This window comes from Micromonospora sp. NPDC005203 (assembly GCF_042872705.1).
Classification (GTDB): domain Bacteria; phylum Actinomycetota; class Actinomycetes; order Mycobacteriales; family Micromonosporaceae; genus Micromonospora.
On sequence record NZ_JBIAKV010000012.1, the window covers coordinates 16,699 to 41,413 of the forward strand.

The 24,715-nt window shown below is 69.9% G+C and carries 21 protein-coding genes, 1 other RNA gene and 1 pseudogene; 5 read left to right on the plus strand and 18 right to left on the minus strand.

The window, feature by feature from the left end; genetic code table 11:
• Positions 1-52: 52 nt before the first annotated feature.
• A complete protein-coding gene (locus ACFYPM_RS23870; protein WP_387200843.1) occupies positions 53-487 on the plus strand; it encodes a hypothetical protein in 435 nt (144 codons plus the stop codon).
• Between the two features lie 30 nt (positions 488-517).
• Here the strand turns inward: ACFYPM_RS23870 and ACFYPM_RS23875 are convergent, their stop codons facing one another.
• The 4 genes and pseudogenes from ACFYPM_RS23875 to ACFYPM_RS23890 all read right to left on the minus strand — a co-directional run bounded on the left by ACFYPM_RS23875 (position 518) and on the right by ACFYPM_RS23890 (position 4,344).
• Positions 518-1,474 (minus strand): threonine/serine dehydratase, encoded by a 957-nt coding sequence (locus tag ACFYPM_RS23875; RefSeq protein ID WP_387200846.1) that lies wholly within the window; start codon positions 1,472-1,474, stop codon positions 518-520.
• Between the two features lie 68 nt (positions 1,475-1,542).
• The gene (locus ACFYPM_RS23880) at positions 1,543-2,076 is read right to left on the minus strand and encodes a hypothetical protein (protein ID WP_387200849.1); all 534 of its coding nucleotides are present in this window, start codon (positions 2,074-2,076) and stop codon (positions 1,543-1,545) included.
• A gap of 282 nt (positions 2,077-2,358) precedes the next feature.
• Positions 2,359-3,363 (minus strand): annotated as a pseudogene (locus tag ACFYPM_RS23885) (IS256 family transposase); the annotation flags it as partial.
• 357 nt (positions 3,364-3,720) lie between these two features.
• A complete protein-coding gene (locus ACFYPM_RS23890; protein WP_387200852.1) occupies positions 3,721-4,344 on the minus strand; it encodes a hypothetical protein in 624 nt (207 codons plus the stop codon).
• Between the two features lie 254 nt (positions 4,345-4,598).
• Between ACFYPM_RS23890 and ACFYPM_RS23895 the strand changes: the two genes are divergently transcribed.
• Positions 4,599-5,963, plus strand: a complete 1,365-nt coding sequence (locus ACFYPM_RS23895) for a DNA sulfur modification protein DndB (RefSeq protein WP_387200855.1) — start codon at positions 4,599-4,601, stop codon at positions 5,961-5,963.
• A 732-nt stretch (positions 5,964-6,695) separates the two neighbouring features.
• Here ACFYPM_RS23895 and rnpB read toward each other — a convergent pair.
• An RNA gene (gene rnpB, locus ACFYPM_RS23900) (RNase P RNA component class A) lies at positions 6,696-7,110 on the minus strand.
• A 129-nt stretch (positions 7,111-7,239) separates the two neighbouring features.
• Here rnpB and ACFYPM_RS23905 point away from each other — a divergent pair.
• The gene (locus tag ACFYPM_RS23905; protein WP_387200858.1) at positions 7,240-8,001 is read left to right on the plus strand and encodes a sulfite exporter TauE/SafE family protein; all 762 of its coding nucleotides are present in this window, start codon (positions 7,240-7,242) and stop codon (positions 7,999-8,001) included.
• Positions 8,002-8,030: 29 nt separating this feature from the next.
• Here the strand turns inward: ACFYPM_RS23905 and ACFYPM_RS23910 are convergent, their stop codons facing one another.
• A complete protein-coding gene (locus ACFYPM_RS23910; protein WP_387200861.1) occupies positions 8,031-9,263 on the minus strand; it encodes an MFS transporter in 1,233 nt (410 codons plus the stop codon).
• Positions 9,264-9,317: 54 nt separating this feature from the next.
• Here ACFYPM_RS23910 and ACFYPM_RS23915 point away from each other — a divergent pair, with 54 nt between their 5' ends.
• Positions 9,318-9,785 (plus strand): MarR family winged helix-turn-helix transcriptional regulator, encoded by a 468-nt coding sequence (locus tag ACFYPM_RS23915; protein WP_387200864.1) that lies wholly within the window; start codon positions 9,318-9,320, stop codon positions 9,783-9,785.
• A gap of 252 nt (positions 9,786-10,037) precedes the next feature.
• Here ACFYPM_RS23915 and mctP read toward each other — a convergent pair whose 3' ends face one another.
• The 7 genes from mctP to ACFYPM_RS23950 all read right to left on the minus strand — a co-directional run bounded on the left by mctP (position 10,038) and on the right by ACFYPM_RS23950 (position 16,748).
• A complete protein-coding gene (gene mctP, locus ACFYPM_RS23920; RefSeq protein ID WP_387200867.1) occupies positions 10,038-11,687 on the minus strand; it encodes a monocarboxylate uptake permease MctP in 1,650 nt (549 codons plus the stop codon).
• Positions 11,687-11,929, minus strand: coding sequence for a DUF3311 domain-containing protein (locus ACFYPM_RS23925; RefSeq protein ID WP_387200870.1), 243 nt, complete (start codon positions 11,927-11,929; stop codon positions 11,687-11,689). The genes mctP and ACFYPM_RS23925 overlap by 1 nt, the downstream gene beginning before the upstream one ends.
• A gap of 171 nt (positions 11,930-12,100) precedes the next feature.
• A complete protein-coding gene (locus ACFYPM_RS23930; RefSeq protein ID WP_387200873.1) occupies positions 12,101-13,243 on the minus strand; it encodes a bifunctional RNase H/acid phosphatase in 1,143 nt (380 codons plus the stop codon).
• A gap of 3 nt (positions 13,244-13,246) precedes the next feature.
• Positions 13,247-13,984, minus strand: coding sequence for a zinc ribbon domain-containing protein (locus tag ACFYPM_RS23935; RefSeq protein ID WP_387200875.1), 738 nt, complete (start codon positions 13,982-13,984; stop codon positions 13,247-13,249).
• On the minus strand, positions 13,974-14,810 hold the full coding sequence (locus ACFYPM_RS23940; RefSeq protein ID WP_387201307.1) for a Nif3-like dinuclear metal center hexameric protein: 837 nt from the start codon (positions 14,808-14,810) through the stop codon (positions 13,974-13,976). The genes ACFYPM_RS23935 and ACFYPM_RS23940 overlap by 11 nt, the downstream gene beginning before the upstream one ends.
• A gap of 119 nt (positions 14,811-14,929) precedes the next feature.
• The gene (locus tag ACFYPM_RS23945; protein ID WP_387200878.1) at positions 14,930-15,502 is read right to left on the minus strand and encodes a flavoprotein; all 573 of its coding nucleotides are present in this window, start codon (positions 15,500-15,502) and stop codon (positions 14,930-14,932) included.
• A gap of 16 nt (positions 15,503-15,518) precedes the next feature.
• Positions 15,519-16,748, minus strand: coding sequence for a helix-turn-helix domain-containing protein (locus ACFYPM_RS23950; protein ID WP_387200881.1), 1,230 nt, complete (start codon positions 16,746-16,748; stop codon positions 15,519-15,521).
• A gap of 248 nt (positions 16,749-16,996) precedes the next feature.
• Between ACFYPM_RS23950 and ACFYPM_RS23955 the strand changes: the two genes are divergently transcribed.
• Positions 16,997-17,668 (plus strand): bifunctional DNA primase/polymerase, encoded by a 672-nt coding sequence (locus ACFYPM_RS23955; RefSeq protein WP_365068688.1) that lies wholly within the window; start codon positions 16,997-16,999, stop codon positions 17,666-17,668.
• 503 nt (positions 17,669-18,171) lie between these two features.
• Here ACFYPM_RS23955 and ACFYPM_RS23960 read toward each other — a convergent pair.
• The 5 genes from ACFYPM_RS23960 to ACFYPM_RS23980 all read right to left on the minus strand — a co-directional run bounded on the left by ACFYPM_RS23960 (position 18,172) and on the right by ACFYPM_RS23980 (position 24,480).
• Complete coding sequence (locus ACFYPM_RS23960; RefSeq protein ID WP_387201310.1) at positions 18,172-18,894, minus strand: FAD:protein FMN transferase; 723 nt, start codon at positions 18,892-18,894, stop codon at positions 18,172-18,174.
• 49 nt (positions 18,895-18,943) lie between these two features.
• Positions 18,944-19,405, minus strand: coding sequence for an FMN-binding protein (locus ACFYPM_RS23965; RefSeq protein WP_387200884.1), 462 nt, complete (start codon positions 19,403-19,405; stop codon positions 18,944-18,946).
• A 157-nt stretch (positions 19,406-19,562) separates the two neighbouring features.
• Positions 19,563-20,981 carry a ferric reductase-like transmembrane domain-containing protein gene (locus ACFYPM_RS23970; RefSeq protein ID WP_387200887.1) on the minus strand — a complete coding sequence of 473 codons (1,419 nt, stop codon included), beginning with the start codon at positions 20,979-20,981 and terminating at the stop codon, positions 19,563-19,565.
• A complete protein-coding gene (locus ACFYPM_RS23975) occupies positions 20,978-22,360 on the minus strand; it encodes a DUF1501 domain-containing protein (protein WP_387200890.1) in 1,383 nt (460 codons plus the stop codon). Before ACFYPM_RS23975 ends, ACFYPM_RS23970 begins: the two co-directional genes overlap by 4 nt.
• A gap of 8 nt (positions 22,361-22,368) precedes the next feature.
• Positions 22,369-24,480, minus strand: coding sequence for a DUF1800 family protein (locus tag ACFYPM_RS23980; protein WP_387200893.1), 2,112 nt, complete (start codon positions 24,478-24,480; stop codon positions 22,369-22,371).
• Positions 24,481-24,715: the final 235 nt, after the last annotated feature.

A 24,715-nucleotide genomic window follows, 5' to 3' on the forward strand; every position in this document is an offset into this window, starting at 1 on the left:
TACGCACGAGGTTGCTACGAGTAGCAGGATCCCCAGTGGGTAGGGGAATGTCGTGAATGGCGAGGATTCGACCGATGAACGGCACTCCCGGCCACCAGGGCTGGACGACACCACAGTCGAAGCGCTGGGTGAACTCAGCAAGGCGCTGGAGACGATCCATCGGGTACGCGGCCACCTGTATTCGGCGCACCAACTCGTGGGCGGGGCCGACCTCACCCTCGATCGGGTGGTGAAGCTGCTGCGCGACGCGGGTCACGACGACGTCGCCAACCGGGTGGAGAAAGAGCTACTGGGCCGGAACCTCCTGCCCGGCCGCTGGACCTTCCAGATCGTGGAGGAGTTCGATGACGGCTACTACGCCACGTTCCAGGAGATCGAGCGGGACGCGCGAGAGAAGCTGGCCGGCGGACGGCGGCACATCTACGAAGCGGAGATGAAGGAGCGGCGGCGTACCCACGGGATGCCGGGGCACGAGGCTACGCCGTAGGGACGTGCCGTAGGGATCACCCGAGGGCGCTCAGGCCCCCAGGCGCGCCGTCCACGACGCCACGTCGGCGACCGTGGAGTTGCCGCCACAGAGCACGAGGCCCAACCGGGCATCGTCACCCACCTGCTCACGTACCCGGCGGGCAGCCGGCAGCAGGCATCCGGCGGCCGGCTCGGCCCAGACCTTCGCATGCTCGGCCAACTCCACCGTCCCCCGCACCGCCTCGGCGTCGGAGACCACGAGCACGTCGCTGACCAGGGCAGTCACGTGGTCGTAGGTGAGCTGCGAGACGGTCGGCGCGCTGAGCGTGGTGACGATCGACGACAGCGGCACCTCGACCGGCCCACCCTTGGCCAGCGCCTGCGACATCGCCTGCGCGCCCTCGGTCTCCACGCCCCAGACCCGTACCCCCGGCCGGCGTGCTCGCAGCGCCGCGGCCACCCCGGAGATCAGCGCCCCGCCGCCGACGCTGACCAGCACGTCGGTCACCTCATCGGCGTCGTCGGCGAACTCCAATCCGACCGTGCCCTGCCCGGCGAGCACCACCGGGTCGTCGAACGGGTGCAGCAGGGTCAGGCCGTCCTCCCGCAACCGGGACATGAGCGCGAACGCGGCGGACATGCCGTCGGTCAGATGGACGTCGGCACCGGCCGCGCGGGCCACCTCGACGGCACGCGCCGGCGCCGTCCGGGGCATCACCACGGTCGCCGCCACGCCCAGGGCGCCGGCCATCACCGCGACCGCGATGCCGTGGTTGCCGCCACTGACCGCCACCACGCCCGCCGCCCGCTCGGCGTCGTCCAGGACGAGCAGCTTCGCTGCCGCGCCACGCGCCTTGAACGACCCGGTACGTTGCAGCAGCTCCAGCTTGGCGCTGACGGGCACGCCGAGCAGCTCGGACAGGCCAGGGCTGGGCACGGTGGGCGTGTGGACCACATGGCCGGCGATCCGGTCGGCGGCCGCCTCGATGTCCGCGAGCTCGATCATCACCGAAGCGTGCCACAGCAACGGCACGGGCCAGCCCGCGGCTCAGGAGCAGACGACGTGATGCCCCATCAGCGGTACCGGGTCAGCTGCTCCGCCCGAAGGTCGACGCCGGTGGTGGTGGACACCGCAGAGACGTCCCCGAGGCGCAGCGCGGGGAGGTCTTCCAGCTGGTATTCGGAGATCAACCAGAACATGACCTTGCCATCCGGTATCCAATAATGTTCGAGGGACGCCATATGCACCCGGCTGACGTGATAGATCTCCACGCCCGCGCTGACGAGCCGGTCGGCCACCTCCTCGAACGGCACCCGGGGTGGGAAGCTCCCGTACCGGCTGCCGATCGCCTCGGGGACCATGTCGTCGAACTTATGCAACTTCCATGGTTTGACGCCGATGGAATCACAGACCCACTCGCCCGACCCGTCATGGAAGTTGGCGTCGACGAACCCGAACTGCCGCACCAGATGACGGTCGTTCCACGATGTCTCAAAGAAGTCGGACCCCAGTACGCCCGGCCAGTCGTCCGGACGGGAGCCGAGACCGACACCAAGGACCATGCCGCTGATCGCGAAGTCAGCGAAGAAATCCAGATGCGAGGACATCCGCCTAGTCCACACCCCGCTACCGGAGCACGCCACCATAAAACCTGGCGCAGCCATCAAGGTCCACCGCTCCCCCGCGCAGGCCGTGGCCAAGCCGTCGAACGCAGCGACCACACCCCAATTCCACCCGGACGAGTCTGGCCGTCAGGTACAGCGCTGTCACGGGCGCGGTCCCGGCGCCCCAGTCGCAGGCCCGAACAGGCTATCGATCGCGTTGCGAGTGCGATCCTCGTGCGACATGTGCCAGGGAACAAGGCATCAGGCCGTCGGCGCCGCACGGATCTACCGATGGGCGGATGTCCGTTGGCGCGTCCACTGCGCCAAGCTGGGCGGATGAACATGAACATCCATGAGCTCGTTTGGTACCTCCGCCGTTGCACCGAAGCGGACAACCACGCGTATGCCCTTATCGCCCAGCGTTTCGGCGAGGACGCGCTGATGGACAGCCACCTGCCGCTGCTGGATCTGGTTGACAGGCTCGCGCGGGACTGGCAGGCCATGGACCCCGCCGACGATCGCTACGCCGGTCTCACGTACGCGCTGCGAACGATGGTGGAGGCCTACCTGCATCACCCCGACGACAACTGATTCAGCGGTCGTGAGCAGGTCGTCGCGGGTGGCGTCGAGGTGCTCGGCTGCGGCCGGGAACTTTGCCTCGATCGTGGCGACGACCCGGTCGAACTGGGCTCGGACAGCATCGGTGTCGGGCTGGTCAAAGATCGTCCGGACAAGGGTGGCGATCCATGGCTGGGCCGACTTCGGGACCTTCGTGAGCAGGTTGCGTAGGTGGTGGGTGCGGCAGCGTTGCCAGACGGCGCCGGGCAGGGCGGCGCCGAGCGCACCAACATGACCGCGGTGGGCATCGGAGATGACCAGCTGAACGCCGGACAGGCCGCGGGCGGTCAACGACCGTAGGAACGCCAACCAACCGGCGCCGTCCTCATCCGAGGCAACATCCACGCCGAGGACCTCGTGTTAGCCGTCGGCGTTGACCCCGACCACGACGAGCGCGTGGACATTGACCGTCCGCCCATGCTCGCGGACCTTCATCGTCAACGCGTCCATCCACACGAACGGGTAATGCGCGGCGTCCAGCGGCCGGTTACGAAACGCCTCGACCTGGGCGTCCAGGTCAGCGGCCATCTCCGACACCTGCGACTTCGACAACTGCCTGACGCCGAGTTGCTCCACCAACTTCTCCACCCGGCGGGTCGACACCCCGAGCAGGTAACTCGTGGCCACCACTGAGACCAAGGCCTGTTCGGCCCGACGACGGTGCGTCAGCATCACATGCCCGACGGAACGACCAGAGTAGGTGGCGCGGTGTCAGCTTCGGTGTCCTCCCGAACTGACAGTGCTTGGGCGGGCCTGCTGGGTGGCCCGTGAAAAGTGCTGGACGGTCCATGATTCCGGCTCGGACGACATGGCGGCAGTCTGCCAGGGTTCGGACGGCGGCTTGCTCCCGGCGGCGTAGGGCACAAACGGGGCACGAGACACCGTGCAATGCCGTCAACCACTGAGGATCCATGACAGCCTGAGATGCCGTATGAAAAGGCATCCGACGGAGTCCCCCTGGTGGCGGGACAGGGGCTATCAGTTCCGCTTCAACTGACCGTCATCGCCTCGGCACTGACGAGCCAAGAGTTAGTCCTCAACGACGTCGTCTTCGTAACCCTCTTCCATGCGCGCGTAGTCGAACTCAGTCGGCTCCCAGAGCAGGTCCTCACGCATCTCGTCAACCCACGTCAGCCTTCCGGCGCGCTCATCAAGCTTCTCGACTGAGATCAGCCCGAACACATGCTCCCCGTAACTTGGGGCCCAACCCAAGAGCAACCGCTCGCCCGGCAGGGCATCGATGGCTCTCTGTCGGGTGTCGCCACCCTTCTTCCGGGCAAACCCCCAGTCAAACTCTGCCTCGTCTAAATGCACCAATGTGTTACGGACAGTTCGCAAGGCTTGGCTCATCGCCAACTCCTTGCCCCGCAGGTCGCGATGCACCTTGTGCCACTTCTCCATGTGAAAACCCGAGGTGACGAGCCGATACCCGGCTACCCAAAGGGCTTCGTAGGCTCGACGCCAGCCCCGGTCATCGATACCGTAGCCACCCTTCTCGTGCGCCAAGTCGACCTCACGCATTTTCTGCGCGGTCTGGCGGTATGCGGCCGCGTCTTGCCGGGTCGTCCGCGCCCAGAGCCCCAGCATCTCGGTGACTGCACGGAGATGCTCGTCGGTCTCCTCAGTTAGCCCCTCCCAACCCTCCTCATCCATGCCGGCATCGTACGGAATCCTGCCGGCTCGGCCCGCCGCACTTAAGGGGGAAGCAGCGTACGGGTCTGGCTGCCTCAGACATCACGCCAACCGGGTGACGGCACCCACCGCTCAGCTCTCGCGCCGGCTACCGAATCCTGGGTGGAGAGCCGGGCGCCCGTCTGTCTTACGTGGACTTGCGCACGTAATACGTGGCGTGGCAGGATCTCCGCCGGATGAGACAGTCGTACATCGGAGCAAGGAGACCCAACACAATGACCATGACAAGCGCAGCCGAGAGCGCCACTCCTACTCCGGCGGAACCGGTGTACGAGTCGTTTACCTACAGTCCGATCGAGCACCCAGACCTGCCTACCGCCCGGGGGGCAGCGCGCGACGAGGCCGATAGCTCCTTCGGGCAGGTGTTCCCCGTCATCGTGTTCAAACAGGGCCGCCGTACGATGCTTTCGACCAGCTTCCCGATGCGACTGCTGGCGCGTTACATCACCCTCGACCCTGCCGTGAAGGGCGAGAGCCCGCGCGAAAAGTACAACCGGCCGCTGATGAGCGATCACGCCCGCTCGATCCGGGAGTACCTGATGGACAATCCGGATGACTACCTGCTGCCGTCGGTCACTCTCAACGTCACCAGCCGTCCGTCGCTGCACGTGCAGGCCGGGGGCGACGGTATTGCCCGACTCGGCTACCTAGTTGTTACCGAGGCGACCGAATTCCACGTGACCGATGGGCAGCACCGCATTGCCGGGTTGATCGGCTACGCGACCGGCCGTTCCAACGGTAGGGCACCTGGCGCCTTGGACGAGGTCGATTCGTTGCGCGGCGACGCCATCAGCGTACTCATCGTGCTGGAGCCCAATCGCTCCCGGACTCAGCAAGACTTTGCCGATGCCGCTCAGACTAAGCAGATCCCGGCCAGCCTCCTGGCCGTCTACAACACCCGCGAGCCGATCAATCAGGTGCTCGCCCGCATCACTGAGGGAAGCGACCTGCTGCGGGGCCGCATCGACGAGATGAGCAAGACGCTGCCCAAGATGAGCCAGCACGTCTTCCTGCTCAACCAGGTGCGTGGCATGGTCAAGGGCCTTCTCGTCGGCGACTATGCGATGAGCGAGGACTCACTGAGCCGCAACGCGGCCACCCGCCTGGGAACCCGTCAGCAGCGGGACGTGTTCGTAGAGGAGACCCTCACGCTGCTAAACGTCCTCACAGCAAGCATGGAGCCTTGGATTGCCGTCGCGGAAATGCCCAAGAGCGGCGGGCAGAACGGCCAGATTCCCGCGTTGCGCAACGAGTGGATCAACATGACCGCTACGGGTCTCAACGTCATTGGCCACGTGGCGTTTCAGATCAACAAGACCCCGGATCTCGCAGGTCGCGTCGCGCTGTACAAGCGCCTGGCAACCGACATCCCGTGGCGCCGCTCGGACGCTTTCTGGACCGGCAACATCATCACCCGAGAAGCCCGAACCAGCGCCAGCGTCGACAAGATCAACACTACTCGGGGTCCCGTGAATCTTGCCGTGAACAAGGTACTGGTGGTGCTTGGCCTAAGGGCACCAGAGCAGGATGAGAACGGACAACGCGCTGTCGCGGACACAGGCGACGGCATGATCGCCTAGATCACCTGAAGGCAACACCGCAACAGACACACCTGCTCGGTCGCCAGCCACACGACGCAAGTGGCCCCATCCGTTTGGATGGGGCCACTTGCTGCCCAAGCAGCCAGCCGCCGCTGGATAGCGGAAAAACGGCAACGAACCGAACCGCAGAAACCTCAGCGGTTTCGTAGGTTCAGTGAGCAGTGTTGTTACTGCTGAATCCCTCTGTTCTGGATCAAGGCACCGCGCTCCGCTCGGTGCGGGGCGGCAAGCCGGGCCGGCGGCAAGCCGGGCCGGTCGCCTTCGGCACCGGGGCGGTGAGCCACCGACAGCCGCCGGGACACCGCCCTGCCAATCGGAAGGGGACCAGCTCCAGCGAGCCTGTGACGGAAGCCGATGGGTCGGCCTGATCGCCTGGACGGGGCTTCCGGCTGCCGCGCCAGTCCAACCCCGGGACTGGCTTGCCACCGCGTCTCCGAGCCTCGCCAGGAGCACCACCGCCAAGGACGTGCCCGGCATTCACGACAGCCGGCGGCACCGCGCAGAAGCCCCGACAAGCCACCGAACGGCCCTCAGAACGAGACAATGCGCCGTGCCGATTTGAGGTCTACTGACCCAAGACTCAGGCGTCTCCAGGGCGTCAGGGCGTCGCCAGGGCGTCAAACGCCGACCAAAGTTGACCATGAAAGACCATCGACGCCCAAATACAGAACCAGCTCAGAGCCATGATCGAGGCTCTGAACTGGTGGGCGACGGACGAGTCGACCTGTACGCCGGATTCTGTGCGCGGCGCGTACCCCGAAGGGTCTGCGCCGGCGGCGGCCATCCATCTCGGCCTGCCGTTGCCGGCAGGCTCCAGCGGCCTACCCGCAGACATCGGGCGGGCAGCCCTCAAGCGTCTGCGCCGGGTCGTCATCTTGCGGTGACGGCCCTTGCTTGGCCTTGCTCCGGGTGGGGTTTACCGAGCCACCCCGGTCACCCGGGGTGCTGGTGGGCTCTTACCCCACCGTTTCACCCTTACCGTCCCCGAGGGGTCGGCGGTCTGTTTTCTGTGGCACTGTCCCGCGGGTCGCCCCGGGTTGCCGTTAACAACCACCCTGCCCTGTGGAGTCCGGACGTTCCTCGGCGGCGGGCCTGAGCCCGCCGACGCGACCGCCCGGTCGACTCGTCCGTCGCGCTCTCATCCTAACGATGGACGCTCTGCCGGTATTGCCGCCCCGCCTGCGCAAGATCGCGCAGCTCAAGGGCGTGGTCCGGCGGATCCGCGTCATCGCCCAGAGGCTAGCCTCGTGGGGCTATGGATCTCTCCCACGCCGCGCTGCTGCTCGCCGCCGGACTCGCTGCTGGCACGGTCAACGCGGTGGCCGGCGGTGGTTCGCTGATCACCTTTCCGGCGATGATCGCGGTCGGGTTGCCCCCGGTCGCGGCGAATGTCAGCAACTCCATCGCGGTGTTCCCCGGTTACCTGGCCAGCGTGGCCGGCAGCCGGATGGACCTGCCGCGCCCCCGCGCCCTGGCCACGCTGTTGCCCACCACGATCGTCGGCACGATTCTCGGCGCGCTGCTGCTTCTGGCCACCCCGGCCCGCGCGTTCGAGCTGGTCGTACCCTTTTTGGTCCTCGGCGCGACCGCGGTCCTGGCCTTCCAGGACCCGCTGCGCCGGCTGGTCGGTCACCCCCGGGATCTGTCGCCACGCCGGCGGACGGTCGCGGTGCAGACGATGGTCGCGCTGGGTGCGGTGTACGGCGGGTACTTCGGGGCGGCCCTCGGGGTGATGCTGGTCGCCGGGTTGGCCCTGGTGCTGGATGCGACCCTGGCGAGGGTCAGCGCGATCAAGAATCTGCTCTCCGCGCTTGTCGGGTTGACCACGCTCGTGGTGTTCGCCGTGTTCGGCCCGGTGAACTGGACGGCCGTCGCGGTGGTCGCGCCGGCCACGCTGATCGGGGGGTACGCGGGCGCCCGGCTGGTGCGCCGGCTGCCGCCGGTGCTGCTCAAGACGCTGATCGTGGTGTTCGGCACGACGATCGGCCTGTACCTGCTCTGGCGCGCCCTGAGCTGAGCCTCCCGCCGGGCGCGACGGATGCCCGCTCAGTACGCCTCGCCCACCGGCTCCTCGGCGGTGTTTTCGGTGCTCGCGGCGGCGCGGTTCCAGCGGGACCAGAGCACCCGTTCGCCGTAGCCGGCGGCCATCAGGTGCGCGAAGGCCAGGTAGACCAGCACGCCGACGGCGAGGACCCCGGAGCCGACCCAGAACGGCAACGACAGCGAGTGTTCGGCGAGCTTGCCGGAGATGATCGGTGCTGGCGCGGCGGCACCCCAGCGGACCAGGTTGAACGCTCCGGTGGCGACGCGCCGGTCGCTGGAGCCGAGGCCGAGGGCCAGGTCGGTGAGGTTGGCGTTGGCCAGGCCCATGCAGAGTCCGGCGAGCACCAGCACCACGAGCGCCTCGGCGGTGCTGCTGGAGGTGGCGAAGAGGACCATGCAGACGAGCAGCCCGACGATGGCCACGCCGACGGTCTGCACCGCGCCGATGCGGTGGGCCAGCCGGTGGCCGATCACCATGATGCCGGCGGCCAGGCCGAGCCCCCAGCCGGTGAAGGCGAGCCCCAGCGGGATGACGTCCAGGCCGAGGAAGAGCGGCGTGTAGCCGAGCACCACGAAGAACACGAAGTTGTACGCGGCGGTCACCACGCAGAGGGCGATGAACGCCGGCCGGCGGTAGGTGGCGAAGATCTGGCCGACGCGTACCGGGGCCTGCCGGTTGGTGGGCTCGCGCAGTTTGCGGGAGGCCACGCCGAGGGCGAGGACCATGAAGACACCGCAGACGAAGAACGGCAGCCGCCAGCTGACCTCGCCGAGCAGACCACCGATCAGCGGCCCGACGGCGAAGCCGAGACCCAGGGCGGTCTCGAAGAGGCCGACCACCCATTCCCGGTCGACGGCCAGGTTGACGAGCACCACCATGGCGGTGGCGAAGAACATCGCGTTGCCCAGGCCCCAGACACCGCGCAGCACGGAGAGCTGCACGATGTTGTCGCTGAACGAGGCGAGGATCGCGGCGAGGCCAACCACGGAGACGCCGGTGATGAGCACCGGCTTGAAGCCGAACCGGCCGCTGGCCAGCGTCGCCGGGATCATGCCAAGGGCCATGACCGCGATGTACGCGGTGAAGAGCAACTCGACCTGCCAGGCGCTGACTCCGATCGCGTCGCCGATGGCCGGCAGGATCGGGTCGACGACGGCGATGCCGGCGATGGCGAGGAAGGCCACCAGTGTGGTGGCGTAGATGGCACTGCGGTTCGGTTCGGTACGCCGATCCACTCCGACTCCCCAACTAGCTGTATCGTACAGGTACTTATTCTGTATCATACAGCTATGAGCGACGACCACGACGAGACCACCCTCGGCCAGATCGAGACCGAGGTGGCCCTGCTGATGCGCTTCGGCGAGGCCACCCGGCGGGCTACCGGCACCGCCGAGCACCGGGTGCTGGACCGCGCGGCGTACGTCATCCTGCGTCACCTGGCCGACGCCGGCCCGCAGAACGTCTCCGCGCTCGCCGCCCGCCTCAACCTGGACGGCTCCACCGTGACCCGGCAGGTCTCCGCGCTTCAGCGCGACGGCCTGATCACGCGCACCCCGGATCCGTCCGACGGCCGCGGCACGGTCATCTCCCCCACCCCGGCCGGCCTCCAGCGGATGGCCGCCGTGCAGGCCGCCCGCACCCGGCTCTACGGCGACATGCTGGCCGACTGGAGCACCGCGGACCGGGCCACCCTGGCGAGTCTGCTGAGCCGCCTCAACCAGGCGCTGATCAACCGCAACCGCCCCCGCCCCCGCTAACCCCCCGACCCGCCCCGGACCCGCCCCGGACCCGCCCCCAGACCCGCCCTCAGATTCGTCGATCTTGCAGTTACTGTCCGGATCTATGCCGCAAAACCTGACTTTTCGGCGACACAAAGTGCAAGATCGGCGGCGCGGGGGGCGCGGGGGGCGGGGCAGCGCGGGGGGCGTGCGGCAGCGCGGGGGGCGTGCGGCAGCGCGGGAGTGCCCGGGCACCGACCGAGGTCGGTGCCCGGGCGTACGTGCCTGGGGTCAGGCGACCGGCTCGCGGGCCGAGTCGGCGTCGCGATCGGTGCCGGGGGTGGTACGCGGGTCGCCCTCGTCGGCGAAGTAGTCGTCCGGCTCGGTGCCGTCGACCCCTTCCTCGACCTTCGCGGCCCGCAGCGCGAGCGTCACCAGTGCCGCCACGGCCAGGTTGACCGCCACCGCCACGATGCCGACGTAGATCGTCTTGTCGGTGACGAAACCGAACTCCGACAGCTTGAACGCCGAGCCACCGAAGTGCTTCCGGGTCGGGCTGGCCACCTGGTAGAGCATCCACATGCCCAGCCCCATGCCGGCAACCCAGCCGACGATCAGGCCGGTGCGGTGGAACCAGCGGGTGTAGAGACCCAGCGCCACCGCCGGCAGCGTCTGCAGGATGATCACGCCACCGATCAGCTGGAGGTCGATGGAGAACTGCGGGTCGAGGAAGACGATGCAGGCCACCGCACCGACCTTCACCACCAGTGAGGTGATCTTCGAGACGTTGGCCTCCTGGGCCGGGGAGGCGTCCCGCTTCAGGTACTCCTTGTAGATGTTGCGGGTGAACAGGTTCGCCGCCGCGATCGACATGATCGCCGCCGGCACCAGCGCGCCGATGCCGATGGCCGCGTACGCGACACCGGCGAACCAGTCCGGGAACTGCTGGTCGAACAGCAGCGGCACGACGGTGTTGTTGTCCACACTGCCGGCCGAAGCGCCGGGCAGCGGCTTCACGCCGGCCGCGATGGCCATGTAGCCGAGCAGCGCGATCAGCCCGAGCAACAGGCTGTACGCGGGCAGCGCCGACATGTTCCGCTTGATCACGTCGCGGTTCCTGCTGGCCAGCACACCGGTGATGCTGTGCGGGTAGAGGAAGAGCGCCAACGCCGAGCCGAGCGCCAACGTCACGTACTGAAGCTGGTTGTTGCCGTTGAGCAGGATGCCGTCGTTCGGGTTGGGCGAGGCGTCGAACTTCGCGTCGGCGGCGGCGAAGATGTCACCCCAACCGCCCAGCTTGTACGGCAGGTAGATGACCGCCACCAGGATCACGATGTAGATCAGGATGTCCTTGACGAACGCGATGAGCGCCGGCGCGCGCAGACCCGACTGGTAGGTGTACGCGGCCAGGATCGCGAACGCGATGATGATCGGCAGGTGCCGGGCCAGCGCGTTGTCGCCGGTGACCCCCATCGTCTTGAGCACGGCCTCGATGCCGATCAACTGCAACGCGATGTACGGCATGGTGGCCACGATGCCGGTGATCGCGATCAGCAGGGCCAGCACCGGCGAGTCGAACCGGTTGCGGACGAAGTCGGCCGGGGTGACGAACCCGTGCCGGTGCGACACCGACCAGAGCCGCACCAGCACCAGGAACACCAGCGGATAGATCACGATGGTGTACGGCACGGCGAAGAACCCGGCCGCTCCGGCACCGAACATCAAAGCCGGCACCGCCACGAAGGTGTACGCGGTGTAGAGGTCACCACCGACCAGGAACCAGGTGATCCAGCCGCCGAAGCTGCGCCCACCCAGCCCCCACTCGTCCAGGTGCGCCATGTCCTTCGGCGCCCGCCACCGGGCGGCCACGAAGCCCATCACGCTCACCAGCAGGAAGAGGAACGAGAAGACGATGATCTCGGTGAGATGGTCACGCCACATCAGGAACCACCCCGCTTCTTCGTCATCTGGTAGACCAGCGTCGTGGTGCCGACGCCAAGCAGGATGAACGCCAGTTGCAGCCAGTAGAAGCGCGGGAAGCCGAAGACCCGGGGCGAGTCGCCATTGAAGAAGACCGGGATCAGCGGCACCACGATGGGGATGAAGAGCAACCAGTTCCAGGGGCTGTGGTCCTTCGCCCTGGTTGGCGCCGGGGTCGGCGCCTCCGGTTCCGGTGCAGCCATCTGACACACCTCCGGGGAGTCGAGGCTCTCGATGTGACGGCCGGAGGCTACGACTCTGTGACGGCGGTCACGCGTCCCGGGAGGCGAATCGTGCGCCGAGCGGCGAGTGCGGTGCGCCGAATGACTGCCGCCCACCCGGGGCAGCGGGGGCCAGCCACCGCCAGCGCCGGCTCAGAGCGCGGCGAGGTGGGCGGTGTCGTTGACCGTGCGGACCGCGATGCCGCCGTCGGGCCACATGTCGAGCACCGAGATGCCGGCCGCGTCCAGGAAGAGCCGATGCAGGAACCCGTCGCCGGCGGCGAGGGCGTCGCGCAGCACCAGCTTGATCGGCGAGACGTGCGAGACGACCACCACGGTCTCCCCGGGGTACGCGGTGACCAGCCCGGTGACGACGCGCTGCGCGCGTTCGGCGACGTGGGTGAACGACTCCCCGTCCGGCGGGGCGATCCGGGGTGAGGCGAGCCAGGCGTCCATCTCCCCCGGCCACTGCTCGCGCACCTCGGTGAAGGTGCGACCCTCCCACTGGCCGAAATCGCACTCGATCAGGTCGTCCTCGGTGCGGACCGGCACGTCACCGTCGAGCGCTTCGGTGATCGCCGCCGCGGTGGCCGTACACCTGGACAACGGTGAGCTGAGCACGGCCGCGACGGACGGGGCCAGCGCGGCCACCCGGGCGCCGGTGGCCAGGGCCTGGGCCCGGCCCTTCGCGGAGAGTGGCACGTCGCCGCGGCCGGAGTAGCGCCGCTGCTCGGTGTACTCGGTCTCGCCGTGCCGGACCAGGATCAGCCGGGTGGCGGTGAACGACGGCCGCGGCTCCCACGAGGCCGGGGCGGTGGCCGGGTCGCTGCCCGTCGCGGGCGTCGCCGGGGGTTGGCCCGTCGTCGGGGTCCGCGCGGGTCGGCCGGCGGCGGCGTCCATGGCGGCGTTGGCGAGCGCGTCGGCGTGCCGGTTCTGCTCGCGGGGGATCCACGCGAACCGGACCGCCGTGAACCGGCCCACCAAACCGGCCGCCTCGGCGGCGAGGGGTCGCAGGCCGGGGTGCTTGATCTGCCACCGGCCGCACATCTGCTCGACCACCAGCTTGGAGTCCATCCGGACGTCGACCTCGGCGGCGCCCAGCTCGGCGGCGGCGGTCAGCCCGGCGATCAGTCCCTGGTACTCGGCGACGTTGTTCGTCGCCGTGCCGAGCGACTCGGAGCGCTCGGCGAGCACCTCGCCGGTCTCCGCGTCCCGCACCACCGCGCCGTAGCCGGCGGGGCCGGGGTTGCCCCGGGAACCGCCGTCGGCCTCGATGCTGACCACCCGCGGGGCCACGACCTACAGACCCGACTCGTTGGTGCGGACCATGATCCGCCGGCAGTCCTCGCAGCGGACCACGTCGTCCGGGGCGGCCTTGCGGATCCGGGCCAGGTCGGCGCCGGACAGGTCCAGCCGGCAGCCGCCGCAGCGGCTCATGGTGAGCAGCGCGGCTCCCAGCCCGGTGTCCGCGCGGATCTTGTCGTAGAGGGTGACCAGGTCGGCCGGGAGGTCGGCGGCGAGCGGCTGACGGGCCCCCCGCTTGAACTCCTCCTCCTTGGCGATCTCGGCCATCGCGTCGTCGCGGCGCTGCTCGGTCACGGCCCGCTTGTCCCGGGTCTCGGCCAGTCGCTGCTCCACGCCGTCCAGGACGCCCTGCGCGGTCTCGCGCTGCTCCATCAGCTCCAGCTCGGCGTCCTCCAGGTCGCCCTGGCGCCGGTTCAGCGAGACCAGCTCGTGCTGGAGCGCCTCCAACTCGCGGGCCGGGCCGGTGCCGGCGGCGAGCCGGTTCTCGTCCTTCTCCTTGCGGGCGCGGACCTGCTCGACGTCCTTTTCCAGCCGGGCGATGTCCCGGTCCAGGTCGTCGACCGCCACCTGGGCGCGGACCCGCTCATCCTCCAACGACGACAACTCCCGGGCCAGCGACTCCAGTTCGGCCCGCTCCGCAAGCGTTCGCCTCCGGTGCGCGAGCTGGGCGAGGTTGGTGTCGATCGCCTGGAGGTCGAGCAGGCGGCGCTGCACCTGAGGGTCAGCCTTCACGGTCGGGCTCCTTGTCGTCCACAGCGGGTGCGGCGGCGTGCACGGTCCACGGGTCGGTGTCCAGGTCGGACACCAGCGTCTCGACGCCCAGCGCCTCCCGCAGGAGGGCGGCCAGGTCGTCCAGCCACGGTCGTTCGGTCGCCCAGTGGGCGGCGTCGATCAGGGCGGGACCATCGGCAGCGAGGTGCTCGCCGGCCGGGTGGTGCCGCAGGTCGGCGGTGAGGAACGCGTCCACCCCGGCGGCGGTCGCGGCGCCGAGGAAGCTGTCCCCCGACCCGCCGCTGACGGCGAGGGTACGAACCATACGCCCGGGATCCCCCGCCGCGCGAACTCCCCAGGACGTGACGGGGAGCACCGCGGCCGCGTGCCGGGTCAGCTCGGCGAGAGTCATCGGCTGGGGCAGCTCCCCGATCCGGCCGAAGCCCCGGTCGTCGCCGTGGGCGGCCGAGCCGGGCGCGGGCCGTTGCAGCGGGCGCAGCCCGGTCAGCCCGAATCGGGCGGCGAGGGCGTCGGAGACGCCCGGGGCGGCCACGTCGGCGTTAGTGTGCGCCGCGTAGAGCGCCACCCCGGCCCGGATCAGCTGGTGGATGATCCGGCCCTTGAAGGTCGTCGGAGCCACCGAGGAGACCCCGCGCAGCAGCAGGGGGTGATGCGCGACGATCATGTCCACGTCGGCGGCGAGCGCCTCGGCGACCGTCTCGGGCACCACGTCGACGACGCAGAGCACCCGGCGGACCGGGGCGGCCGGCTCGCCGAGCACCAGGCCCACCCGGTCCCACTCCTCGGCCCAGGCCGGTGGATAGCGCCGTTCCAGCTCGGCCACCACCTCGGTCACCGTGGGGGCGGATCTGCTAGTGCTCACGGCGGGCCAGCTTACCGGCGCGGGGGCGGTCCAGCGGTGACACCCGGCCCGGCCGCGTCGCGGGCAGGCCGTACGGGTGAGCGTCAGGCAGCGCTCACGGAGACGGCGTCCAGGGCGGCGAGCGGCATCCTCCACGGGAAGGTGTGTAGGTACTGCTCCCCCGTGCCCGGCGGATGCAGGGCGATCACGTGGTCACCGAAGAGCACCGCGACGCCCCACTCGGCCAGCCGGGCCACCCCGGCGCGGAACGCGGGGTGGGCAGCCATCGCGGCGTTGGTGTACGGCACCGCGACGATGGGGACGCCCTTGCCCTGCGCCTCGACCAGCAGCCCGAGCGCCAGGGTGTCGGTGATCCCGGCCGCCCACTTGTTGACCGTGTTGACGGTGGCCGGGCAGACGATCATGGCGTCGGCGGGCGGCAACACGTCCGGGTCACCGGGATTCTTGTAGTGCGTCCGCACCGGGTGGCCGGTCTGCCGAGCCAGTGCGGCCTGGTCGACGAACTTCGCCCCGTCCGGGGTGACGACCACGCAGACGTCCCAACCATCCTGCTGCGCAAGGTCGACCAGGCGACCGATGTGCCGGGCCAGCGGTGAACCGCAGGCGATGACGTAGAGCACCTGGCGGTGCCCGCTGTGGCGTGCTGAACCGGCCATCAGACCGGCTCCGCGCTCATACCCCTACTCCCATGTGCTCAGCCAACTCCGCTACCGGAGAAGGCGGCGCACCACGTGTGCGACGAAGGATGTCCGACATCACCTCGTGGGCGATCGGCCGGCAGCGGACCTCCGACGGAGCGAGTCGGTCACCGAGCAGCAGCATCTCGCCGGCGTTCGCCACGTCGCCCAGTTGGGCGTACCCGCGGGCGATGTCGAGCAGGTGGTGGGCGCGACGTTCGGGCAGCAGCGCGTTGAAGGCGGGCTCCGCGATGCGCATCTGGTGCACCTCCACGGCCCGACCCCCGTCACCCAGCTCCACCGCGGCGGCGGCCCGGTGCAGTTCGACGTTCGTCGGGCCGAACGACGTCCAGTAGTGGTTGTGGTCGCCGCCGAGCAGCGTGGCGGCCTCCTGCGCGCAGTTGATGAGGTCGTCAACGCTCGCCGTGTCACCGATGCGCGACGCGGCCATCGCACCCTGGAGCAGCAGCATCCCGTAGACGGAGAGGCGGGCCGGGGTGACGTCGTTGCTCCCGCCCGGGGCCAGCCGGTTGGCGATCTGGACGTTCAGCTCCAGCGCGGGGCGGGCCCGGCCCATCGCGACGAGCGCGTTGCAGACCCGGGTGGTCGCGATGCCGGCCAGCAGAGGGTCGTCGGCCCGCTGGGCCACCGCCATCGACCGGTCGGCGGCCAACCAGGCGAGGTCGCACTCGCCGAGCTTGCGCAGCACCGACGAGGCGATCTGGTAGACCTGCCCGAGCAGGTGGGCCGCCTCGGGTGCCCGGTCACCGCCGTAGGCGGCGTCGGCGGCCTGCGCGTCGCGCAGCAGCTTGGGCAGCGCCCGGGTGAGCATGCCGTAGCGGCCGTACTGGTAGGTCAGCCAGGCGTGGTTGACGGCCTTGCGCAGGTCGTCCAGCGGCGGCGGACACGGCACCGCGTCGAAGTACGCGCTCATCGAGTCGTAGCGTTCCAGCGCCGCCCGGATCTCCTGCACCTCGACCTGGTCGATGCAGTTCAGCGCGTCGGTGCGGCGCTCCGGGTCCTTGCCCAGCAGGAGCTGCACGTCGACCTGGAGGATGTCGGCGATCTCGTAGAGGACGGAGAACTTGTCCAACCGGCGGACGCCGCGTTCGACCTTGTCCACCCAGCTCTTGGACTTTCCCAGCCGGTCGGCGAAGACCTGCTGCGACATCTTGCGGCGCCCCCGCCAGTACGCAACTCGCCGTCCTATGGGTAGCTCGTCCATCTGCCCATCCTCCCCTGCCGCCGCCGACCGATCGAGCCGGGGCGATGTCCGCGGGTGCGACGACTCTCGTTCGTCTTCAGGTTTTCGCTGGTCGCACACGATGTACGTCAGCCGTACAGCCAGTCCTCGTACTTTTCGTGCAAGTTGCACGAGCCGTTCGTCAACCTCAACGATCGTGGGTTACGGCAGTGACGGTGCTCGACATGCGACCTGGCGAACGCCGGGCCCGACGAGGGGAGATGGCACACATGTGGGGGAACGTCGGACCGCGCGTCGCCGAACTGTCGCCGCTGGAACGAGTCCGGCTGCGCCGGGTCGCCATGCGGTACGCCACACACGGGTGGGAGGTCACGCCGGGGGCCTGTCTGGCCCGCAGCCGTTTCGTCTGCGGCCGGGCCGGCTGTCCCACGGTGGGTTGCCATCCCGCCCTGGAGAACTGGGAGTTGGCCGCCAGCGCCGACCCGGCCCGGGTGGCCACCTGGTGGCGGAACCGTCCACACGGGGTGCTGCTGCCGACCGGCCGGGCCTTCGACGTGCTGGAGGTGCCCGCCCACCTGGGTCGGCACGTGCTCGACGCGGTGCAGATCCACCCGGCCGGCACCGGCGTACGCGGGCCGGTGCTGGTCACCCCCACCGGGCGGTGGATGTTCCTGGTCCGCCCCGGCGACCCGCTCCGGCCGGAGTTGGAGCACTGCTTCCACGTGGTCCGGCACGGGCCGGGCTCGTGGGTCCCCGCGCCGCCCACCCGGCTGCCGGAGGGCACGGTCCGCTGGGCGGTCGCCCCCGAGCAGGCCCGCTGGCAGCTGCCGGATTCGTACCTCGTGCAGAACACGTTGATCGGAGCGCTGCGCGCCGCCGGGGTGACGCTCGCCCCCGACCTGCTCCCCGGCCACCTGCCACTGCCCCGACGAGGCATGTGAGACGTGCCGGGCCGACGATTCCATCAGGTGCCCGACAGCGTCGCCGGGGCGCCGGTCCTCGTTGACAGGGAGACGGCGCGAACGCGCGCCACGAACGGGGGAACGATGTCCACGAACGACAGAGCGCCTCATCCCGGCGGCACCGAACCGCCCCGCCGCAGCCACCCACGCCACCGGTGGGCCGGCACCCGGCCGTCCGGCTCGCGTCCCGGCCGCCCACGCCCCACCGGCTCCCGACCGGCCGGCACCCACCGACCGGTCCGCTAAACCCACCCCCCACCCCTCAGCCCTCAGCCCTCAGCCCTCAGCCCTAGCCCCCGCGATCTTGCACTTACTGCCCCGACAATTCCCGCAAAACAGGACGAATGAAAGACAGGAACTGCAAGATCGCGGGGGCAGGGGCAGGGTAGGGCTGGGGCGGGGTAGGGGCGGGGTAGGGCAGGGGTGGGGCAGGGCGGGTAGGGGCGGGGTAGGGCTGGGCAGGGGCTGGGTAGGGGCGGGGGTTAGGCGGTCAGCGGCAGGCCGACGGAATGGTACTGGCGGGCATCGTCGGTCACCACCGCGTGGGTGTGGTCGTCGAGGCCGTTCAGCCAGCCGAGGCCGGGTGTCCCCATGGCGAGGGCTGCGGTGGCGTACGCGTCGGCCACACCGAGGTCCGTGCCGACCACTGTCACCGAGCGCAACCCGCTGGCCGGGGCGCCCCGGCGCGGGTCCAGCACGTGCCGGCCGCGCTCGTAGACGCCGGACGTGGCCACCGCCAGGTCGGTGCCGGTGAGCACCAGGCAGGTCGCCATGGCGTCCCAGGGGTGCCGGATGCCGACGCGCCACGGCGCCCCCGCCGGGGAGGAGCCGCGCACCCGCACGTCACCGCCGGCGTTCACGCAGTGGTTGGCGGCACCGGCGGCGAGCAGGCGGTCCGAGGCGACCTGAGCGGCCCACCCCTTGACGAAGCCGGACGGGTCGAGCCGCCCGGTCGCGTACGCGTCGAAGAACCCGTCGGTGGCACCCCACAGGTCGGCGCAGGCCTCCAGCACGAACCGCAGATCCGCGGACGCCTCGGAGAGCAGCACCTCGCCCCGGTCGAAGCGGCACACCTCGCTGTCCGGCCGGTACGTGCTGAACCGGGCGTCCACCTCGCGCATCCAGGCGAAGACCTCGTCGGCCAACTCGTGCAGGGCCGCCGGCGGCAGGTCGTCGGCCAGGTCCAGGGTGATCGCCGTACCCATGATCTGCTCGACCCGGCACAGCCCGGGTCGGATCATCGCGGCCGGCACGTCAGAACGCCTGCTCGATCGCGCCCCGCAGGGACTGCTTGTAGGAGTTGCTGGTCTCGGTGGCGCCGGAGACGGTGTTGACGTTGGCGCTCTGCTTCTGCACCACCTCGCCGCCGGTGCCGTCGTACCTGCTGCTGACGTCGTCGCTGTGGATGTCGGACTCGCCGCCGCTGGGCAGCGACAGCGAGACGGCCTCGACGATCCGGGTGCCGGAGACGACGATCTGCACCTGGACGAAGCCGTACTCGTTGTCCACGCCCGGCCCGGTGACCCGCCGCGTGGTCGACTGCGGTGCCTTGGTGGTGGTCCGCGGCGCGGTGGGAGCCTTCGTGGTGGTGCGAGGGCTGCTGCTGGGCGGCCGGGCGGTGCTCTTGCCGGGTTTGGGCGTCGACGGCGCGCTGGGCGCCACCGACGGCGTCGGTGCCCCGGCCACCCTGCTGGGGGCCGGTTCGACGGCCGGCACGCACGCCATCCTGCGGGGTGGGGTTGACCGGCTGGGCGGTCGGCAGGCTCTGGGCGACCTGGGTGGCGGCCGGCGAGCCCTTGAACACCACGAGCGCGGTGGTGCTGGCGGCCAGGCCGGTGATCGCGAGCAACGCGCGACGCATGGGGATGCCTTCCTACAACTCGAACGTGGCCAGGTGGATCTGCCGTCGGGGCACGCCGGCGCCGCGCAGCGCGCGGACCGACTGCTCCACCAGGCCGGGTGGCCCACACAGGTAGACGTCGCGCCGGGCCACGTCGGGCACCAGTTGCCGCAACCCGTCCGGGCTCATCAGCTGACGGGGACCGGGGTCGTCGCGGGAGCCGATGACGTACCAGACCGAGGTGTGCCGCTCCTGCGCCAGCCAGTCCAGCTCACGGCTGAGCAGCACGTCGGCGGGCGTACTGGCCCGGTAGATCAGGGCCGCGCCCGGCGGCAACTCCTCCAGCATCGCCCGGATCGGCGTGATGCCGCTGCCGCCCGCGATCAGCAGGGCCCGCTCGCGGACCCGGTGCGCGGCCGTGAAGGTGCCCGACGGGCCTTCCGCCCAGACCCGGCTGCCCGGGGTCAGGTCGCGCAGGTCCGCGGTGTGCGTGCCGACGACCTTGACGGTGAGCCGCAGCCAGCGGCCGTTGGCGGCGGCGGAGACGGAGAACGGGTGCGACTGCCACCAGCAGCCCCGGGTGAGGAAACGCCAGCGGAAGTACTGGCCGCCGAGCATCGTCAGTCGGCCGAGCCGCTCGCCGGTGAGATAGATGGAGATGGTGTCGGGGCTTTCGGCGACCACGTCGGCGACCCGCAGCCGGTAGCGCAAATTGAACGCCAGCGGCGCGAGCACCCGACCCCAGAGCAGGGCGGCGACCACCAGCACGTACAGCGCGATCCAACCGGTGCGCACCGGACCGGGCTTGTAGAGCTGCGCGCCGTGGGTGAACTGGTGGCCGAAGCCGAGCAGCAGGATCAGGTAGCTGGACAGGTGCAGCAGGTGCCACAGCTCGTAGGGCAGCGCCCGGCGGATCGCCCGGATGCTGCTGAACCCCACCAGCATCATGATGCCGGCGGCGACGAACGCCGAGACCATGTCCTCGTAGTCGCCGAGCAGCGTGCCGACCTCGGCGAGGATCGACTGGTTCCGCAGGTCCGAGTAGCCGACGAGGATCAGCGACAGGTGCGCCAGCACGGCGACCAGCAGGGTGGCGCCGACGTCGCGGTGCCAACGGGCCATCTGCTCACCGCCGATCCACCGCTCCAGCACCGGCAGCCGGCTCATCATCAGCACCTGCACCAGCAGCAGGTAACCGGCGATCAGGCCGCTGATCCGACCCGCCGCGGTGACGGTGGCCGCGGTGCTGCGCAGCGAACCGGCGGGGGTGCCCAGCCACCAGGGCAGCACGCTGGCGAGCAGGCCGACCAGGAGCAGCAGGCCCAGCAGCCGCCGGCCGCCGGGTCCGCGCCGGTCCGGGACCTGCGGGGGTACGGGAGCAGCCGACCGGCCGCCGTGCCGGGACGAGGTCCCGGTACGACGGCCGGCGGCGTGGGTGTGCGGGTACGTCACGCGTACAGCTTCATCGGGGCGTACTTCTGGCGGGGGAAGACCTTCTCGACCTCCGCGTTGGTGAGCCCGAACCGGCCCTGGGCCACCGCGCCGTACACGTTGAACATGTTGTTGTACTCCGGCACGTCACCGGAGTCCGGCTTGTCCAGACCGTTCCAGTCGCCGAGCAGCGAACCGGCCAGCTTCTTGCCGGAGAGGATCGTGACCACCCCACCGTGCCCGTGGTCGGTGCCGCCGGTGTTGGAGCGGATCCGACGACCGAACTCGCTGGACACCATGATCGTCACGTCGGCGGCCTGCGGACCGAGGTCGGTGAAGAAGGCCGCCATCGCGGTGGCCAGCTCGTTCAACTTGCGGTGCAGTTGGCCGCCCGCGGCGGTGCCCTGGTTCTCGTGGGTGTCGTAACCGCCCATCCCGACGGTGGCGACCCGGACGTTCGCGCCGCCCTTGATCAGCTGGGCGAGCTGCTTGAACGAGTTGCCGACGCCCTCGTACTTGACGCCCTCGGCGGGCTCGTACGGCTTGGCCGCCAACTGCTGGGCGGTGGCCAGCGCGCCCATGCCCTCCTGCACGGCCTCCTCCACCGGGTGGTTGATCCCGGTGAAGAGCCCCCGGATGGCCGCCTCGGTGGCGGCCCGGTACTTCTGGTCGCCGTTGAGCCGCAGCGATCCCACGTTGTTCAGCGACAGGGCGCCGTTGGTGCCCACCAGCGAGCGGGGCAGCGTGCTGCCGATGCCGACGCTGCGGAACGCGGTGCCCTTGCCCAGGTGGTCGACGAGGCCGTCGAGCCAGCCCCGGCCTCCGGTCTCGTTCGGCAGGCCACCCAGGTTGCAGGCGTCCGCGGCCTGGAAGTGGCTGCGCGACAGCCGCGGGTCCGAGGTCCCCGGGACGAAGCCCAGCTGACCGGCCGCCAGCCACTTCTCCAACGGCTTGAACGCGCTGGTCATCTTGAACCCGCGGGCCAGGGCCAGCGAGTCGTTGCCGAGCAGCAGGTCGGGACGGTCCTTGGCGAGCACGGGGTCGTTGTCCGGCGCGACCAGGCTCAGCCCGTCCAGGCCGCCGTAGAGGAAAACGTGGATCAGGGTGCCGGTCGGGGTCGCCGCGAACGACGCCGACGTGGTGACGAACTGGGCGGTGGCCAGGGCGGTGGCGGTGGCCGCGGCACCCACGACGAAGGTCCGGCGGGTGACGCCACGACCGTCCTGCTGGGCCTCCTCCAGATTCTCCAGGGTGCGGTAGCGGTCCCGCTCGGCGGCGCTCTCGGCGGCGACGATGTCCGCCTCCGCGCGCAGCAACGCCTCGGCCGGGTTGTCGGCCAGCCGTCGCACGTCGGGGCATTCGGGGTGCAGGGGGAAAGAGTTGTACACAGTCTTCTCCATCGGGTGCCTCACCGGAGGTGGTGCTGGGGGGAAGCGAGGATCGCCCGCGCGACGGCGGTGATGGCCCCGTTGAACGTGGCGTCGACCTTGGCAGTCGGCGGGACACCGGCCACATTGAGGATCAGGTCCTTCTCCCGCGTGCTCAGCTTCTGACCCACCAGCCGCTGGGAGAGCGCGTCCACGTACGCCCCGGCGGTGGCCGGCGGCGCGGCGACCAACTTCTCCGGGGCGGTATACGTGAAGGTGGTGCGGTAACCGCCGATGATCTCGCCCGCCTCGTTCCAGCCGTTGACCATGGTGCCGGCCGACGTCCAGGCGACGTAGACATCCGGGTAACCGTCCGGGGTGGGCTGACCCATCGGGAAGTGGCCCAGCTCGCGCAGCTTGTCGTGGATCTGCCGCAGGCCCCGGGCGTACGGGGTGCGCTTGTTGTCGCCGTTGTTGTGCTTCGGCGACGCCTCCGGCGAGACACCCAGGGTGCGGTACGTGGCGACCAGGTACTCCATCGGCCGGCGCACCTTCTGGCCCACACCGGCCCAGAACTCCGAGGAGGAGAACAGCGCCATCAACACCGGCTTGATCAGACCGTTGTTCGTGGTGTACGTCTTCGCGAGCCGGTCCACCAGGGACTTCGGCGGGGTGTCCGAGACGAACCGGGTCGCCAGGCTCTGCGCGACGTACTTCGCCGTCGACGGGTGCAGCGCGATGTAGGCGATGTACGCGTCGATCGCCGCGTCCGCCTTCTTCGGGTCCAGCGAGTCGTTGGCGTGGGTGAAACCGAGGATCTTCACCTTGCCGACGTAGTGCTGCTCGGGCTTGAAGACGTACTTGCCCTCGCGGTCGATGCCGCGGCCGGTCTGCAGCATCGCCGCCTGCCGGACGTCCTGCTCCTCGTAACCACCGTCGACGCCGACCGAGTAGAGCTCCAGGTTCTCCCGGGCGAGGTTCTCGTTGATCGCGTCCTTGCGGGAGTCCTTCTGGTTCAGGTAGATCAGCAGCGCGGGGTGCTTGTTCGCGGCGACAAGCATCTCCGGGTAGCTGCCCAGCGCGTGCTTGCGCACGACGTCCTGGTCGAACGAGTTGCGGTAGGCCTCGCCGCCGTCGAAGTCGGCGGCGACGTGCAGGAAGTCGTTCCAGAAGTCGACCATCACCTCGAACAGCTGGCGCTTGGACCAGATCTGCCGGGCGATCGTGGCGTCGACCGTCTCCCGCTCCGGCTGGGCGCCCTGGTCGTTGAGCTGGTCGCGCTGGGCGCGCAACTGCTGTGGGTCGAGCTTCAGGGTCGGCAACTCGGCGAGCTTCAGCTCGGCCTTGCTCGGCTCGATCTTGTCCGGCTCCAACTGGGCGCGGATCCAGGCGTCGATGCCCTTGCTCTTGATGTCGGCGATCACCTCGGGCGTCGGTCCGAAGGTGGCGCGCCGGGCCAGGTGCAGAATCGGGTCCTTGGCCAGCACCGTCTTGACGGTCACCTTGGTCGACGTGGCGGCGGCGGCCGGACCGGACAGGGTCCGCCCGGTCGTTGGCGCGTTCTTCTTCAACGCCTCGCCGGCCCGGGAGCCCATGTAGCTCTCGTTCTGCTCGGTGTACGTCCGCACCGTGCTGGGCTGCTGGCCGCTGGGCCGCGCCGCGGTGCCGTCGGTCACCGTGCTGCCGGTCGCGTCGCCAGCCTTCGCCGCCGCGGTCGTGTCGTCGCCGAAGAGGCCACGGATCTGCGGGGTCATGGCGAGTGCCGCGCCACCGGCGACGACGGCAGCGGTGCCGCCGAGGGCGAACACGGCCTTGCGCCGGCCGACCTTGCGACCCGAGTCGTCGTCATCGTCCAGAGCGGGCAGTCCGGCACCCGCCGGTCGCGCCGGCGCCGGCCGGCCGAGACCCTCCGGGCCGACCCACTGCGGTCCACGCGGGCCGGGGGCGGGGTGTCCGGCGTGGGCGTAACCGTCGCCGTACTGCTCGCGCGGGTCGGCCTGCGCGGGGTAGCCGCCCTGGTAGGGGTGGGGCGAGTCGTACCCGTAGGGCGCGGACGTGCTGGGGTCGCCGTAGCCGTCCGCGTTGTGGTGCTGGCGTCCGTCCCAACCGCGGTCGTCCCGCGGTCGGCGTGGTGGCACATTCTGGTCGGCCATGTACCAATCCCGATTTCTGATGAGCGCCGGAAGCTGCGACCGGGCAGGTGCGGCAGGTGCGGCGACTGTTGCCTGAGGGGGTTGCTACGGCAAGGTAACCAAGCACTCAGGTGCCTTCAAGGTGGGCTGGACACACTCGCGAGGGCACTTAAGACAGCGCTCAGTGCGGCATCGCGGTCAGGCGCCGGGCGCCGGGCGGGCGCGGAGCTTCCCAGCAGGGCGGACGCGCGGCAGC